Raw genomic sequence first — 14,612 nt, 5'->3', positions numbered from 1 at the left:
AAGAGGGTTCAGTATTCTAGCGAGGTATCTAAACTACTGTATTCCTCTACTTCTAATAGTTAAAAAACATCTAAACTTTTGCTTATGCAAAAACATTGCGCAGCGACATCGTATCTTTGCACACGTAAAACAAAGAACTCATGTTTGAACAGCAGCTTGCAAGGCATATTTCCTGATGATCTGTATCAAGAGATTACCGAGCTATAGGCAATAAAAACAAGTAGTTACATTATGATTAACCATTAATCATTATAAAAGTGGAAGATAAAACTTTACTCAAAAAACGTATAGATTGGTTTTGTAGGAACAAAATCAATGCCTTTTCCCCAACCATTTCTCCAGCACCTAAGTCGGTGGAGCGCAATGAGATAGAGAGTCTTTATGAGGGGCTATTATGGTTTGTCCGCAATGGCATACATGAGGTGGTCATTGAGAAAAAATACATGGGTTCCTATTGTGATATTTACCTACATAAGCACTTGGAAGAGAGCTATTTGGTAAGTAGGAACGGGTATAAAATTACTTATTTAGATAGGGAAAAATGGCTTGCTGCTTTACGTCCCTTGCACGCTCGTCTTTCTTGGGAGGGAGTGACACTAAGGATTATCCAATCGGAGCTGATGCCATGGTCAGTCTTAGGGAAGGGATTGATAAATAACGAGTTTGCGGCTTATTATATCTCTCATGAGATACATGCCAATTATTTGGAACAGAGTTCTTTGTATGACAAACTCCATAAGATACAACAGACTCCTGAGTATCAGGCTTTCGTTTTAGATGCTAAGGTGCTTTCTGACAAGGAGTTGAAGGAGAAATATCCCAACCATATCATTCGCCAATACCAGTCAGTACGCGATTTCAAGTTTTTGGATTTGCCGCACTACCAGCAGCAAATAGCGCTTTTCAAGCGGCAATTGGATATCTTTGGTAAGGAAGCCGAACTTTTCTTCAAGCCTTTCAATATCCTAAAGGAGGTACATAGTGATGGTACGGAGCACTTTGTCAATGACAATCTTAGTTTTCGTCAGGTCAATGATGATGAATGCTTACATTACCTTTTCACTGATGAGGCAGACTTTCAGGCTAAGTACCCAGAGATACGCGCTTGGGTGGACATGGTCAATCAGAGTGACGAGGAGGGAGTGGTCATTAAGCCACGTACGGCTTTCCTCCCTAGCATGCCTCCTGCTTTTAAGATACGTAATAATGATTACCTAACCTTAGTCTATGGGGTGGATTTCCAAGATAGACTACAAGAGCAGATCGCCAAGAGAAACATCAAAGGGAAACTCCGTTGTTCTATCAATGACTGGGCAATCAATGCCAAGCTATTGGCCATTCCTTATAGTGAGTTACATGAGGAAAACTACGAACTGAAAAACTTAGTGCTTGACCGTATATTAGGTGAAGAAATAGAAAACCAATTAGATAGCAGACTATGAGTACCAAAAATAATTCCCATTACTTTCCTAAACTCCTTATTCTGGTGGGAGCACCAGGGTCAGGTAAATCTACCTTCGCGCGCTACTTTATCCGTACCGAGGACAATTGGGTACGGGTCAATCGTGATGATTTCCGCCTAATGCAGTTTGGCGATACTCTTATGTCGCCTTTCTATGAGGAACGTATTACCAAGATGGTGGAGGCTTCCGTTATTACACTTCTGAAACATCATACCAATGTGATTATAGATACGACCAACTGTTCTTTGCGTACCCTTGAAGATATGATACAAGCCTACACCGAGTATGCCGATATTTCCTTTAAAGTCTTTGATCTCTCGGTGGAGGAGCTAGTCAAGCGTTGTGATAAGCGTTGCGAACAAACGGGTAAGTTTATCCCCAAGAGTGCTATAGAAAAGCATGTAACCCAATTGCAATATACCAAGGAAAAGTTCGATTTTAAGCCGATTCCTCGTGCCATAAAAGAGGCCACTCTTACTTATGCCACGCAGGATAGCTCTTTGCCCAAGGCCATAATTTGTGACTTGGACGGTACGCTTTCCTTGCTCAATGGTCGAGACCCTTATGATGCTTCCTCAGCCGATGAAGATGGACTTAATGCCCCTGTAGCAAGTGTACTTGCTATGGCCAAAGCACAGGGTTACAAGGTGATCCTCCTTTCAGGGCGCGAGCAGCTCTACAGAGAGCCTACTGAGCGTTTTCTTTTGAAACACCAAATAGCCTATGACCTACTACTCATGCGTACGACCAATGATTATAGAAAGGACAATGTGATCAAAAAAGAACTTTTCCAACAGGAAATAGCGGGTAAGTACTTCATAGAGTTCCTCTTAGATGACCGCAACCAAGTCGTGGAGATGTGGCGCAAGGACTTACACCTGCCTTGCTTCCAAGTGAATTATGGGGATTTTTGATAGTAATTAGTGACCTGTTTAGAATTATAAAATATTAAAATACAAATAAATAAGATGAAAAAAATCATTACAAGCCTAACAATAATAGGCCTAGTAGTTGCTTGTGGTAAAAAGACTGAGCAACCTAAAGCTGATTATGCTGTGATCTCAGGAAAGGTATCGGTTACTGAAAACGAGAAATTACAGCTTGTCCACAATAACGAGGTGATTAAGGACATTGCTATAGCTCCTGATGGTACTTTCCGTGATACCATACGCGCAATAACCGACAATCATGCTTATTATCTCTTTGAGAACCCAGCATTGTTAGTACCACTTTATTTAGATAAAGGAACCCAAATAGAGTTCACACTCAACCAAGATCTCTCCAAGGTTACTCTCTCTGGTACTCAAGCCGATCAAACCCAGTACTTTATAGAGAGAGAACTCTTTGTCAATGATAAAATATTCCGTTCCGATGGTGCCCTATTCAAGCAAGAACCACAGACTTTTAAGGAAAGCCTTAAAAAGTTCTTTGCTGAACTCGAAACCAAGCTGAAGAGCTATAACTTTGATGAGGATTTTGTGAAAAACCAGCAAAAATGGATCCAATATAAGTATATAGGGGCACTAACGGATTATCCTAGTTCGCATGAGTCCTTCTCAGGCAACCAACCCTCTCTACCTCAGGATTTTTTTGCTGAGAGAGACCAAGTGGATTTTGATAATGCTAAAGAATATGAGACCGACGAGGCTTATAGGGATTTGGTACAAGGTAAATATTATTCTCAGCTAAGTGATGCCTCCGATCCAGAACAGGTAGGAAACTTTATAAAACTTGTATCAGCACTTAAGTCCGAAAATATTCGTGCCGATTTTGCTAAAGAATTGGCTACCCTAATTCTCCCAGGCAATACCAAAAACAAAGAGGTATTGGATTTTGTAGTTGCCAATGTAAAGGATGAAAAAGTAGCTAAAGAGGCACAGGAGACTTATGACAAGATTACAAGGCTCGCTGTAGGCGCACCCTCTCCTGTTTTTACAGGCTATGAAAATATCAATGGAGGTACCTCTTCACTCTCTGATTTCAAAGGAAAACTAGTATATGTAGATGTATGGGCTACTTGGTGCCGCCCTTGTTTGGCTGAAATTCCTGCACTAAAGGCTTTACATGACAAGCTCAAAGGGAAGAATATTGAGTTTGTAAGTATCTCTATAGACGAGGACAAAGAGGCTTGGCGTAAGGCCGTAAAGGAAAAACAGCTCAAGGGAGTACAACTCATAGCCGACAAAGCTTTTGATTCTCAGTTTATTCGTGACTATGCGATCAACCAAATTCCTACCTTCCTTATCATAGACAAGCAGGGTCATATTGTCAATCCCAATGCCCCCCGCCCCTCTGACCCTGATATAGAGAAAATTTTGACAGATAAAAAGTAAAGGGTAAATAATGTAAATCAATAACTAAAATATAATTTACTAACTTCTTAACACGCAATAAATTGCGTTTCTATGCTAACGCTGGCTAAGACAATTTTTTTGCTTAGCATAGTCTTCCATAGAGACGCAATTTATTGCGTCTTAACTAACCCCTAACCTGTAATCATTATTCACTACCCCCTAATCTTTATTCACAACTTCTAATCACTAAATTTAACATTCTAAAAGGTTATAATTAAATAAAAAATTGTACATTTGCCTCGTCTTAAAATCACGACCATGTCCTTAACGCTCATAGCTGCCTTAGACCTTGACAATGGTATAGGCAAGGAAAACCAACTACTATGGCACTTGCCTGATGATTTTCAGCACTTTAAGCACCTCACCATGGGGCATTGTGTGATTATGGGGCGTAAGACCTTGGAGTCCCTCCCTAAGTTACTGCCAAAGCGTACTCATATTGTACTCTCTCGTGATAAGAATTATCACAGGGAGCATTGTATGGTAGTATCCTCTATAGAGCAGGCAATTGCCATAGCACAGGAGCAGGACGAACAGCCCTTTGTTATAGGGGGGGGAGAGGTATATAAGCTAGCGATGCCTTATGCAACCACCCTTGAACTCACACATGTACAAGCACACTTTCAGGCAGATACTTTCTTTCCTGAGATTGACCTACAACGCTGGCAATGCGTAAGACGGGACTTTCACCCTCAGGACGAAAGACATGCCTTTGATTTTTATTTTGAAACCTATAAACTTTTATAAGATGAAAAAGCTATTACTAATGCTTTTGGTGCTCCTCTCTGCTCGTATGGGAGCACAAATAACCTCCGAAAACTTGGGTTCCAAGGATATGGATGGTACTCGTAAAGTAACTGTCGTACTGCCCGACGGCTATGACAAACGTGAAAAATATCCACTCTTTGTGGTGCTCAATGCTAGCCGACTTCTGGAGCCTACGGTAACAAGCTTTCGCTATTTCTCTCGTACAGGAGAGGTACCTCCCTCTATCATTGTAGGGATCTATAACGATGAAGACGATGTAACTGTACCTGAAGAAACAGGGGTACCCTTTAATGATACAGCGGTCTTCTTTGAGTTCGTCGGACAAACAGTCATTCCTCGTGTGCAAAGCAAATATTCCACCAATGGCTTTAGAGGAATCATTGCCGATGGCGAAGCGGCCAACTTTATTAACTACTACTTGCTCAAGGAAAATTCGCTTTTTAACGCTTATATCTCCCTCTCTCCCAATATAATGGAGAAAATAACCAACTCTATCCCAGAACAATTGGCTTCTTTCAAGACACCTATCTTCTACTATCTCGGTTGGACACAGGACGAGGACAATGCAACCTTGAAGAAGATAACCGACTTGGACAAGCTTATGAGTGTCAAAAAATTAGAACATAGTTTCTATTTTTCTCAACCTTTTCCCCAAATTACTACCAGTACCGTCTCTATCATGGGAATCTCTGAGGCCTTGAACCTCTTCTTTGAGGAATACCGCCCTATCTCCATGCGAGAGTATGCGGAAAAAGTACTCAAGATACAGAACAATACCACCCAGTATTTGCAAGATAAATATAAGAAAATCAAGGATTTATATGGTATAGACAAGGAGCCACTCTTGGAGGATGTCAAGGCAATCTATGCCGCTATCCTTAAGAATGCCGATTTCGAATCCATTCCTATATTAGTCAAGTATATCAAGCCTTATTATAAGGATACCGCCTTACCTGACTACTTAGAGGGGGATTACTACTTGCGTATTCAGGAACCACAGAAGGCATTCCGTTCTCTTCAGCGTGCTTATGGGGCTAAGGAAATAGACTTTGTTACCAAAGAACTCGTTAGCCAGACCCTCGAAAAGCTCCAAAAGGACTATCGAGGTAGTCTAAAAACCAAAAAAGGTGATGTCGTTGTAAAGGAGCAACCTCAAGAGCAACCTGCTGATACAGAGAGCAATAGTACAGAAACACCTGCCGAAGGACAGCAATAAGTTAGGCAAAGAGGAAATTTGTTCAAAATAAATTTGGTGTATATCCAAAAATGTTATATCTTTGCACCTCAAATTAAATAAAAAGTTTTTATGAATCATTACGAAACTGTTTTCATTTTGAATCCCGTTTTATCTGAAGCACAGATAAAGGAAGCAGTTGAGAAATTTGAAAATTTCTTAACCTCAAAGGGTGCTGAAATGGTAGCAAAAGAAGATTGGGGCTTAAAGAAATTGGCCTATTCCATTCAAAACAAAAAGAGTGGATTTTATCACTTATTTGAATTCAAAGCACCTGGCGATATTATCGAGAGCTTTGAAGTAGAATTCCGCCGCGATGAGCGCGTGATGCGTTACCTCACCGTGAAGCTCGAAAAAGAAGCAATCGCTTGGGCTGAGAAAAGAAGAGCAAAGTTGAACAGTAAAAAAGCCTAAAACATGTCTATCGAACAACAAGCAAAAGGAAAAAAAGAGGGAGATATCAGATATCTAACCCCACTGAATATAGATACCAACAAAAACAAAAAATATTGCCGTTTCAAAAAGTTAGGTATCAAATATATTGATTACAAAGACCCTGATTTCTTATTGAAATTTATTAACGAACAAGGTAAGTTGTTGCCTCGTCGTATCACTGGTACTTCTCTGAAGTTTCAACGAAAGATCGCAGTAGCCGTTAAGCGTGCTCGCCACTTAGCTCTATTGCCTTATGTAGCCGATTTGTTAAAATAATTAATTCAAGGAATCAATGGAAATTATACTTAAAAATGATGTCCCTAACCTAGGGTTTAAGGACGATATAGTAACCGTGAAGAACGGATATGGGCGTAATTATCTTATTCCTCAAGGCCTTGCTCAGCTGGCTACTCCTTCTGCTAAAAAGGTGTTGGCTGAGAACTTAAAACAAAGAGCTTTCAAGGAAAAGAAAATTATTGAAGATGCTAAGCAATTGGCTAAGGCTCTCCAACAGTTAGAAATAAAAATTGCTGCTAAAGTAGGTGCAGGTAACAAATTGTTTGGTTCTGTAAACCACGATGACCTTGCTGAAGAACTCCTTAAGGCTGGACACCAAGTAGATAAGAAATATATCTATATCGCTGGGGGTAATATCAAGCAAACAGGTAAGTACGAGGCCTCTGTACGTTTGCACAGAGAGGTAATCGTTGCACTACCTTTTGAAATAGTAGCCGAAAATAACTAAAGTTTTATTCATAGATTTTGGATTTAAAGCGAAAACCATCTCCTTGTGAGATGGTTTTTTTCATATAAACACCTATTACTATGACGCTTTTTTCTGTTTTTAAGGATATAGGGGCGTTCTTATTTCCTCGTTATTGCTTGGGCTGTGGTCAAATAATCAGCCGCCAAGAACAATTCCTATGTGTGACTTGCCGCCATGAGCTTAGGCAAACCCACTTTCACTTACTCCCTGATGAGCGTAACCCTATGATTAGGAAGTTCTTCGGGAGGGTAGTGGTACAGAAAGCCTCTGCCTTACTCTATTATGATAAGGGAGCCGTCTCCCAGCGACTGATACATGCCCTCAAGTACCATGATAGGGAGCAGGTAGGTCTTTGGCTGGGACAGTGGTACGCTACAGAGCTGGTAGCCAATGGCTATTTCTCACAAGTGGAGCTGGCCCTGCCTGTTCCTCTACACCCTAAGAAAAAGAAAAAAAGAGGTTACAATCAAGTAACACTCTTTGGTAGTACGCTTGCCGATGCCTTGCAAGTGACTTATCGTGAGGATCTTTTGCTCAAACAAACGTATAATTCGGCTCAGGCCAAAAAACACTGGTTGGAGCGACAAAGAACCTCTGCCGAGACCTTTGTACTTACTGACCCCAAAGCCGTTGCAGGCAAGCATGTGCTTATTATAGATGATATAGTTACCACCGGCGCCACCCTCGCCCAGTGTGCAGCCTTGCTTATAAAGGCAGGAGCTAAGGTGAGTTTTGCCTGTATGGCCTATAGCAATGATGAGTAACTAACTAAGTAACAACTCTTTGTAATCCTTATAAGAATTGGGAATACTCTTTTTATGACAAGTACTCAAATCCACTTCTGGGACAGGAAAAGAAGGAATTACTTGGCGGATCACCTGGTCAAACTTCTTAGGGCTGGCGGTACTTAGTACGGTGCCGTATTGGGAAGGAAGTAGGGCTTTTTGCAAAGCTAAGTGTCCCACTGCCGAATGAGGATCAAGGGTATAGCCTAAGGTATTATGTATATAAGCGATTTCGTCCAAAGTTTCTTTGTCAGAGATCACCACAGCAGTAATCATCTTGCGAATGGCCTCAAGGCTATGTCCAAAAAGCTCTTGGATACGTACAAAGTTGCTCGGATCCCCCACGTCCATGGCATTGGAGAGGGTTGCAACTGAGGCTTTGGCCTGATAGCTTCCTGTTTGTAAGTATTGGGCAAAGGTATCATTGGCATTGTTGGCGGCTACAAACTTGCTTACAGGTAGCCCCATAGCGTGAGCATATAGGCCAGCGGTGAGGTTACCAAAGTTTCCACTGGGGACAGCCACCACCCAATCTTTGCCGTCTAAGAGGTCTTTTACCTGCTTGTAAGCAAAGAAGTAGTAAAGCATTTGGGGGAGAAAGCGAGCAACATTGATAGAGTTGGCACTGCTCAGCACGCGTTCTGCCTTGAGAGATGCATCGGAAAGGGCTTGCTTTACAAGGGCTTGGCAGTCATCAAAAGTACCCTCTACCTCTACCGCTTGTATATTGGCGCCTAAGGAGGTCATTTGGTATTCTTGGAAAGGGCTTACTTTTCCTTTGGGGAAGAGAATAACCACTCTTACTCCCTCCACTTTGTAAAAGCCATTGGCTACGGCACTCCCCGTATCACCAGAGGTCGCCACCACTACCGTAGTGGGGTTGTCCTTATCGGAGAATTTGCCTAAGCAACGTGCCATAAAGCGTGCTCCTACATCCTTGAAGGCCATGGTAGGCCCATGGAATAGTTCCAATACAGAGGTATTACTTAAGAGTTCCTTTACAGGCGTATCAAAGACAAAGACTTCTTCCAAAACCTTTTGGAGTTCCTCTTTGGAAAAACTGTCATTGACATAGGGGTAAAGCGCCTCTGTAGCGATTTCTATATTGTTTTTTTGAGTAATTTCCTCAAAGAAAGAAGCAGGTAGGGTAGGGATATGTTCGGGAACAAAAAGTCCTTTGTCCTTTCCCAATCCTCTTAGGGTAGCTTCCTTGAAGGAGACGATTTCGTCTTTATGCTTGATATTGTAATAGTTCATGTGCAATGTGTTTGGTGTGGTTCTGATATTTTTCTATGATTAGCCAGCAAAGTCGTCCAACATGTCTAATGAAGGGACAAAGAAGAGGGTACCTGTTTGGGCTGTACTGAAATCCAACAAGCGATCGTAATTGCCCACGGGGTCGCCTACAAACATGTTAGTAAGCATTTTCTCTACAGTACTGAAGGTGTTTGCATAGCAAATAAAGTAAGTACCCATCTGGTGGCTCGCAGGGTCATGGAAAGGCATATTGTCTCTGACTACTTTTAGGTCGTCCCCCACATTGGCAAGCGCAGAATGGGCGTTGGAAGGCTTGGTATCATCGTCCATCTCTATATCCATCTCTTTGCTGCGACCTATGACTTTTTCTTGTTCGCTTACAGGGAGCGCATGCCATGCACTCATATCATGTACATATTTTTGGACAAATAGGTAGCTGCCTCCTTGATAATCAGGATCTTCTTCACCTACTACGGCAAATTGTTCTCTTTCCTCACCTTGAGGATTTTCAGTACCATCTACAAAACCGATGATAGCACGTCCGTCCCAATACCTGAACCCTTGTACATTGACTATACAATCGGCTATAGGCTGCATCACCTCAGTAATAACGGCAGCCATATCATAAGCCAAACTTGGGTTATGTGCGCGAATATGAAAATGTAGGTCGCCTTCGGTGGCTACGGCTGTATGCTTGCTGCCTTTGATAGGTTGAAAATCTTTGAGTTCCTTAGGCAGGGGGGTAGGTAAGCCCAAAGTAAGCCATCCGCTATGGCTAATACCAATAGTTACACTTGCACGGGCTTCAGGGAAGCGATCGGCTACCGAGTTGTTAAGGTTTCCTACCAAACCACATACCTTGGAGAAAGCAGCCTTGAGTTGAGCTTTGTCCGCCTCTTTTTTGAAGGTCCATACCAAGAATATGGTATTATTATTAGGCAAATCAGTTACGTTCTGATAATTCTTCATGTTTTTATTCTGTATAAGAGTCTGATTAATAGTAAGTTACACTATCTATTTCAGATTATTTTCTTTAAGGCACAAAGATAAGATATTTCTTTGGGCTTTGCAAAGAGTTTTTGCCCTTGTTTTAGGAAGATAGGTTATATACTGCGTACCAAATATAATAGGATATTTCCATTGATTTTCTTAAAAAGATATTTGATGCTATATCCCCCTACAACATCCTCTTCCATAAAACTGATACTTATCTGGAAAGAATCTTCCGATAGGAAAGAAAAGTCAATAAGGGTAGTTTTTTCCTTATTCCAACACTTAAATTCTTTCTCTTTGACAATCTCCTCTATGCTTAATTTTTCAAAAAGGGCTATATACTTCTTAGGAAATAATTTGTGGTAGATTTTTATAAAGTCTTCTCTGACAATGGGTTTGTCTTCTGTTGTAAAGTCATCTCTATAGACGATATCTCCGTATAACATTTCATAAAGCGGTCCTTCGTCTTTGAGAGGATAATGTATCATAGTATCGGCTATCTTTGTGACCTGTCCTTGTGATAAGCACACCTGAAGTTCTTTCAGAAAAGAGGAGAGTTCTGTATCATTAATCTTTTCTTCCTTTTCTGTGTTTTTGATTATTCTTTGGGTATGCCTATTAGATGCTTCTTCAGTATTTAAGATAGTAGTGTTATTATCTTTATCAAAGGTTACTCTTTGCTGGCAACCCAAAAAGAAAGGTATAAGGAAAAGGTATAGGTACATTGTCATATTTTTATAGGAAAACTTAGTTGATATTGATTTCAGGGGTCGTTACCTTCAATTCATAACGCTTTTTCTGGTAAATATAGAAAGTTTGTATCTCAAAATAATAGGTTCCAGAAGATAAATAAGGAAAATAAGTGCTAATACTGCTCTGAGGTGCTATCTTTATGGTGTTATTTTTGGTATTTCCTATATAAAAATAATCCTCAAGGCACTCATAGCAGCTATACAATACCCCTTCAGTATAGTGTTTTCCCTCTTACCTAAAGCCCAAGATATGAGTACTTGCTTCTTTGCTTTCTTTTTTCAGTTTAGAAAAGAGCTGTATGGTATCCGCAGTGGTATTTCTAATCTCCATAAGGGGTGTATATCCTTGTACTCTTAGTGTTACATTCAAAAAAGGTTCATTTTGACTATACATAAAAGCAGGAAAGCAGAGGAAGTAAAACAAGATACTAAGGGGTTTCATAAAAATCATTTCTTTTGTCTATTTTTATGGGAGATTCGAAATAATTCGTTGTATTTTCTCTCTATATCATCTTTTATATTTTCCCAACTTTCATTTATAAGGCTAATAACTTTATTATTTCTTTCTTTTTCATTATTTGCATCTTCAAAATATATTAGAGACCTCTTTGCCATTTCCAAATTATCAATATTATATTTTCTTTGATAGTCATCAATGATCTCTTTTAAGGTAAATTCTTTTAATAATTCATGTAAATCATAAAAATCTTTACGAGAACCTCTGTTGGTTATGGCGCTAATTTTCATAGCACTGATATCAGATTTTGAGGCTAAGCGAATCCCCTTTATTGTTTCTACCTCGAAAAAAGGGAAAGGATATTCAATGATATCAACTTTTACCTCACCTATGTACATGAAAATACCTATTTTATTAATACTAATAATCTCAGCAGTAGGGAAAACCTTTTTAATCATATTTGAGATCGCCATATTTTCTTCTATATTAGCAGAAGGATTATATCTAAATATATCTAAGTCTATTGATATTCTGTGTTCATATCTTAGAGCCAGATTAGTTCCTCCAACCAAACAATATTCGGAAAGTTCCTCTAATGACATTAATTTCTTAAGTAACTCTATTTGAGATTTTCCTACAGCTTTATTGTCTTTTATCTCCATAGTTGTATAATTTTTGGTAATAATTTATACATACATCATCGGTTTCAGTAGATTTTTCCACAGCTTCTTTTATCTCCTTCAAAGAAAAGTTATCTTCTATAAAATGGATTTCCCTATCTGTTCCTCTCATCATAATTCTACCGATGATAAAGATTTTATCTTTCTCTAAATCTAAATCTTCAAAAGAACAATCCCAAAAAACTCTTGAATTTATATTTTTTCTGAATTTTTTTTCTAAATCTTTATTCATAAATTTTTATTTTTTTAATCTATTTTAATTTGTACAGAAGTAAAATCTTAATTTCCTTGCGCCATTCCATACATAGCTATTAGTGGAATACAAAGTAATTCATAAGATAGACGCCAAAAAGCACAATGGCTATTGAAATATTATATTTCCAAAAAACTCTTATTGAATCACCTACCATTAGTTATAGACCTTTTATGGATAAATAGAAGCATCAAACAGCATATAATCAAGCTAAAAATGAGAGATGTAAAAAGTCCTATGGTCATATCGTTTATACTTTTCATAACATTGGTTCCTATCATATCTTGTTGGCTATTGGATTTTAATCCATAGTAGCTATAAAATACAACTGATAATTGCAGGATAATGTATATACAAGCAAAAATAGGGATAGACTTATTTTTTCTCTCAACTATGGTTCTCTTGTTTCTAAAAAGAATATATCCCCCCAATAGGAAGATGATTAAAGCATTGACTATTGAAAAAACGGCAACTTTATCAACAAAATTGTATATTACATCTGTGGTTGTGGAGCTAACATTGTCTTCTATTTGGAATTTTAGGGATACATAACACCCCATAAGATACATAATATCAAATACAATAAAGAGCAACAATCCTAATGTAATTAGTATTTTGGTGATATTTTTCTTCATAGTAATTTTTATTACGTCTTAACGAATGAGACTATACCATCATCTCCTACTATTAATTGGTATTATGATCCTTTAGCTTCCAGATTGCCTCAAAGTAATCACGGGTATTGGAAAGGCGCGGAATCTTATGTTGGCCTCCTAACTTGCCGTTTTCTTTAAGCCAATCGTGAAAGAGGTTCTTTCGGGCAATGTGTATCTTGGGCATAGCAAGGGTCATATCGTTATAGCGCTTGGCCTCGTAATCGGAGTTAAGAGCTTTTAGTTCAGTGTCCAAGGTGCGGGTGAAGGCTTCTATATCCTCAGGGGCGGTTTCGAACTCAATGATCCACTCGTGCCCGCCGCTTTTGTTGCCCTGCATGAAGATAGGTGCCACGGTGTATTCTATCACGCTACAATGGTGCTCATGGCAGGCTCTTTTGAGCGCTTCCTCGGTGTTTTCTATGATAAGTTCTTCCCCAAATACATTGATATGGTGCTTGGTGCGTCCTGTAATCTTGATACGATAGGGTGAGGTGGAGGTAAAGCGTACTGTATCGCCTATCTGATAACGCCAAAGCCCTGCATTGGTAGTAATCACCATGGCGTAGTTCTTACCTATCTCTACCTCCCATAGGGGAATAGCCTTTTGGGAAGGGGTACCAAAGCTGTCCATAGGGATAAACTCATAGAATATACCATAGTCCAGCATCAACAGCATTTCGTCACTGTTATTTCTGTCCTGTATGGCAAAGAAACCCTCGGAGGCGTTGTAGGTCTCATAATAACGGAAACTATCGGAGGGAATAAGTTGCTTATATTGGTCTCGGTAAGGGACAAAGCTCACCCCGCCGTGGAAATATACCTCTAAGTTTTTCCATATCTCTAATATGTTTTCTTTGCCTGTATAGGCAAGCGCTTGTCGAAGGAGCACCATCATCCATGAAGGGACACCTACCAGGCTGGTTACATTCTCTCGTGAGGATTCCGCAATGATAGCCTTCATCTTGGCTTCCCACTCGCTCATCAGCGACACCTTGGTGGAGGGGGTACAGCTGAACTCAGCCCAGAAAGGGAGGTTGTCTATGAGTATAGCGGATAAGTCGCCAAAGATAGTGCCGTTTTCCTCATATAACTCCTTACTGCCCCCAAGGCGTAGGCTCTTTCCTGTAAAGAGGTTGGAGTCGGGGTTGTTATTCAGGTATAAGCAAAGCATATCCTTGCCTGCCTTATAGTGGCAATACTGAAGCGCTTCCTCACTTACAGGGATAAACTTGCTTTTGGCATTGGTCGTACCGCTACTCTTGGCAAACCATTTGATAGGGGTACGCCAAAAAAGGTTCTCCTCCCCACGACGGGCACGCTCTATCATAGGCTCTATATCCTCATAGATAGAGATGGGGATACGTGCGGCAAAATCCTCATAGTTACGAATGGAAATAAAGTCGTATTGCTTGCCCATCTCGGTACTCTGTGCGGCTTCTAAGAGCTTGGCACATACGTTTTCTTGTACTTCATGAGGGCGTTTGATGAATTCTTCTATCTGGTCTATACGCTTGCGCAAGAACCAAGAAGCAATGGAATGGATAATCGTTAAAGCCATATTTTCTAAAAAAGATGTTCGGAGTTTGGTTTATTTTTACTACTTTTGTCAATCATGAGAGTCTCCCACGGATTTTCTCGGATTACATAGATTATTATAAGGCTGAAAGCCTTATTTATCTGTGAAAATCACAATATTATACTTAGTGGTTACCTGTATTTTTCTCTGTGAAATCCGTGAAGATCTGTGGGAGCAAATACA

The 14,612-nt window shown here is 39.9% G+C and carries 17 protein-coding genes; 9 read left to right on the top strand and 8 right to left on the bottom strand.

Annotated elements, in window-relative coordinates; translation table 11 throughout:
- The first annotated feature begins 257 nt into the window (after positions 1-257).
- The 9 genes from HMPREF9331_RS09350 to HMPREF9331_RS09310 all read left to right on the top strand — a co-directional run bounded on the left by HMPREF9331_RS09350 (position 258) and on the right by HMPREF9331_RS09310 (position 7,784).
- Positions 258-1,442, top strand: coding sequence for a hypothetical protein (locus tag HMPREF9331_RS09350; RefSeq protein WP_016420718.1), 1,185 nt, complete (start codon positions 258-260; stop codon positions 1,440-1,442).
- Positions 1,439-2,377 carry a phosphatase domain-containing protein gene (locus HMPREF9331_RS09345; protein WP_016420717.1) on the top strand — a complete coding sequence of 313 codons (939 nt, stop codon included), beginning with the start codon at positions 1,439-1,441 and terminating at the stop codon, positions 2,375-2,377. The genes HMPREF9331_RS09350 and HMPREF9331_RS09345 overlap by 4 nt, the downstream gene beginning before the upstream one ends.
- 54 nt (positions 2,378-2,431) lie before the next feature.
- Positions 2,432-3,796 (top strand): TlpA family protein disulfide reductase, encoded by a 1,365-nt coding sequence (locus HMPREF9331_RS09340; protein ID WP_009641691.1) that lies wholly within the window; start codon positions 2,432-2,434, stop codon positions 3,794-3,796.
- A 279-nt stretch (positions 3,797-4,075) separates the two neighbouring features.
- Positions 4,076-4,564 (top strand): dihydrofolate reductase, encoded by a 489-nt coding sequence (locus HMPREF9331_RS09335; RefSeq protein ID WP_040357386.1) that lies wholly within the window; start codon positions 4,076-4,078, stop codon positions 4,562-4,564.
- Position 4,565: 1 nt separating this feature from the next.
- Positions 4,566-5,801: an alpha/beta hydrolase gene (locus tag HMPREF9331_RS09330; protein WP_016420715.1), complete on the top strand. Its 1,236-nt coding sequence runs from the start codon at positions 4,566-4,568 to the stop codon at positions 5,799-5,801.
- Positions 5,802-5,891: 90 nt separating this feature from the next.
- On the top strand, positions 5,892-6,233 hold the full coding sequence (rpsF, locus tag HMPREF9331_RS09325) for a 30S ribosomal protein S6 (RefSeq protein WP_009641717.1): 342 nt from the start codon (positions 5,892-5,894) through the stop codon (positions 6,231-6,233).
- Positions 6,234-6,236: 3 nt separating this feature from the next.
- Positions 6,237-6,530: a 30S ribosomal protein S18 gene (rpsR, locus tag HMPREF9331_RS09320; protein ID WP_002670530.1), complete on the top strand. Its 294-nt coding sequence runs from the start codon at positions 6,237-6,239 to the stop codon at positions 6,528-6,530.
- A gap of 16 nt (positions 6,531-6,546) precedes the next feature.
- Complete coding sequence (rplI, locus tag HMPREF9331_RS09315; RefSeq protein ID WP_009641694.1) at positions 6,547-6,999, top strand: 50S ribosomal protein L9; 453 nt, start codon at positions 6,547-6,549, stop codon at positions 6,997-6,999.
- 80 nt (positions 7,000-7,079) lie between these two features.
- Positions 7,080-7,784, top strand: a complete 705-nt coding sequence (locus HMPREF9331_RS09310; protein ID WP_009641708.1) for a ComF family protein — start codon at positions 7,080-7,082, stop codon at positions 7,782-7,784.
- On the opposite strand, the gene thrC is transcribed toward HMPREF9331_RS09310, so the two are convergent.
- The 8 genes from thrC to HMPREF9331_RS09265 form a co-directional block, all read right to left on the bottom strand.
- Complete coding sequence (gene thrC, locus HMPREF9331_RS09305) at positions 7,785-9,062, bottom strand: threonine synthase (RefSeq protein WP_016420714.1); 1,278 nt, start codon at positions 9,060-9,062, stop codon at positions 7,785-7,787. It abuts the gene before it with no gap.
- Between the two features lie 39 nt (positions 9,063-9,101).
- Positions 9,102-10,031, bottom strand: coding sequence for a Dyp-type peroxidase (locus HMPREF9331_RS09300; protein WP_016420713.1), 930 nt, complete (start codon positions 10,029-10,031; stop codon positions 9,102-9,104).
- Between the two features lie 134 nt (positions 10,032-10,165).
- The gene (locus tag HMPREF9331_RS09295; protein WP_234945874.1) at positions 10,166-10,786 is read right to left on the bottom strand and encodes a hypothetical protein; all 621 of its coding nucleotides are present in this window, start codon (positions 10,784-10,786) and stop codon (positions 10,166-10,168) included.
- Between the two features lie 253 nt (positions 10,787-11,039).
- Positions 11,040-11,249, bottom strand: a complete 210-nt coding sequence (locus tag HMPREF9331_RS09285) for a hypothetical protein (RefSeq protein ID WP_144267032.1) — start codon at positions 11,247-11,249, stop codon at positions 11,040-11,042.
- A 5-nt stretch (positions 11,250-11,254) separates the two neighbouring features.
- Entirely contained in the window at positions 11,255-11,926 is a 672-nt protein-coding gene (locus HMPREF9331_RS09280; RefSeq protein WP_016420710.1) for a nucleotidyl transferase AbiEii/AbiGii toxin family protein, read from the bottom strand.
- Positions 11,907-12,176, bottom strand: coding sequence for a DUF6922 domain-containing protein (locus HMPREF9331_RS09275; RefSeq protein WP_016420709.1), 270 nt, complete (start codon positions 12,174-12,176; stop codon positions 11,907-11,909). The genes HMPREF9331_RS09280 and HMPREF9331_RS09275 overlap by 20 nt, the downstream gene beginning before the upstream one ends.
- 167 nt (positions 12,177-12,343) lie before the next feature.
- Positions 12,344-12,832: a hypothetical protein gene (locus HMPREF9331_RS09270; protein ID WP_016420708.1), complete on the bottom strand. Its 489-nt coding sequence runs from the start codon at positions 12,830-12,832 to the stop codon at positions 12,344-12,346.
- A 52-nt stretch (positions 12,833-12,884) separates the two neighbouring features.
- Positions 12,885-14,411, bottom strand: a complete 1,527-nt coding sequence (locus HMPREF9331_RS09265; RefSeq protein ID WP_016420707.1) for a GH3 auxin-responsive promoter family protein — start codon at positions 14,409-14,411, stop codon at positions 12,885-12,887.
- Positions 14,412-14,612 lie beyond the last annotated feature (201 nt).

This window comes from Capnocytophaga granulosa ATCC 51502, assembly GCF_000411115.1.
GTDB lineage: Bacteria > Bacteroidota > Bacteroidia > Flavobacteriales > Flavobacteriaceae > Capnocytophaga > Capnocytophaga granulosa.
Note: the sequence above shows the minus strand (reverse complement) of the source record. Positions and strands in the feature narration are given on the sequence as shown.

Excerpts from the sequence above, each read along its gene's own strand:
- HMPREF9331_RS09270 (WP_016420708.1), bottom strand. The coding sequence starts at position 12,832 with ATGAAGAAAAATATCACCAAAATACTAATTACATTAGGATTGTTGCTC.
- HMPREF9331_RS09335 (WP_040357386.1), top strand. The coding sequence starts at position 4,076 with ATGTCCTTAACGCTCATAGCTGCCTTAGACCTTGACAATGGTATAGGC.
- rplI (WP_009641694.1), top strand. The coding sequence starts at position 6,547 with ATGGAAATTATACTTAAAAATGATGTCCCTAACCTAGGGTTTAAGGAC.
- HMPREF9331_RS09340 (WP_009641691.1), top strand. The coding sequence starts at position 2,432 with ATGAAAAAAATCATTACAAGCCTAACAATAATAGGCCTAGTAGTTGCT.
- HMPREF9331_RS09300 (WP_016420713.1), bottom strand. The coding sequence starts at position 10,031 with ATGAAGAATTATCAGAACGTAACTGATTTGCCTAATAATAATACCATA.
- HMPREF9331_RS09345 (WP_016420717.1), top strand. The coding sequence starts at position 1,439 with ATGAGTACCAAAAATAATTCCCATTACTTTCCTAAACTCCTTATTCTG.
- HMPREF9331_RS09330 (WP_016420715.1), top strand. The coding sequence starts at position 4,566 with ATGAAAAAGCTATTACTAATGCTTTTGGTGCTCCTCTCTGCTCGTATG.
- rpsF (WP_009641717.1), top strand. The coding sequence starts at position 5,892 with ATGAATCATTACGAAACTGTTTTCATTTTGAATCCCGTTTTATCTGAA.
- HMPREF9331_RS09275 (WP_016420709.1), bottom strand. The coding sequence starts at position 12,176 with ATGAATAAAGATTTAGAAAAAAAATTCAGAAAAAATATAAATTCAAGA.
- HMPREF9331_RS09295 (WP_234945874.1), bottom strand. The coding sequence starts at position 10,786 with ATGACAATGTACCTATACCTTTTCCTTATACCTTTCTTTTTGGGTTGC.
- rpsR (WP_002670530.1), top strand. The coding sequence starts at position 6,237 with ATGTCTATCGAACAACAAGCAAAAGGAAAAAAAGAGGGAGATATCAGA.
- HMPREF9331_RS09280 (WP_016420710.1), bottom strand. The coding sequence starts at position 11,926 with ATGGAGATAAAAGACAATAAAGCTGTAGGAAAATCTCAAATAGAGTTA.
- HMPREF9331_RS09310 (WP_009641708.1), top strand. The coding sequence starts at position 7,080 with ATGACGCTTTTTTCTGTTTTTAAGGATATAGGGGCGTTCTTATTTCCT.
- thrC (WP_016420714.1), bottom strand. The coding sequence starts at position 9,062 with ATGAACTATTACAATATCAAGCATAAAGACGAAATCGTCTCCTTCAAG.
- HMPREF9331_RS09265 (WP_016420707.1), bottom strand. The coding sequence starts at position 14,411 with ATGGCTTTAACGATTATCCATTCCATTGCTTCTTGGTTCTTGCGCAAG.
- HMPREF9331_RS09285 (WP_144267032.1), bottom strand. The coding sequence starts at position 11,249 with ATGAAACCCCTTAGTATCTTGTTTTACTTCCTCTGCTTTCCTGCTTTT.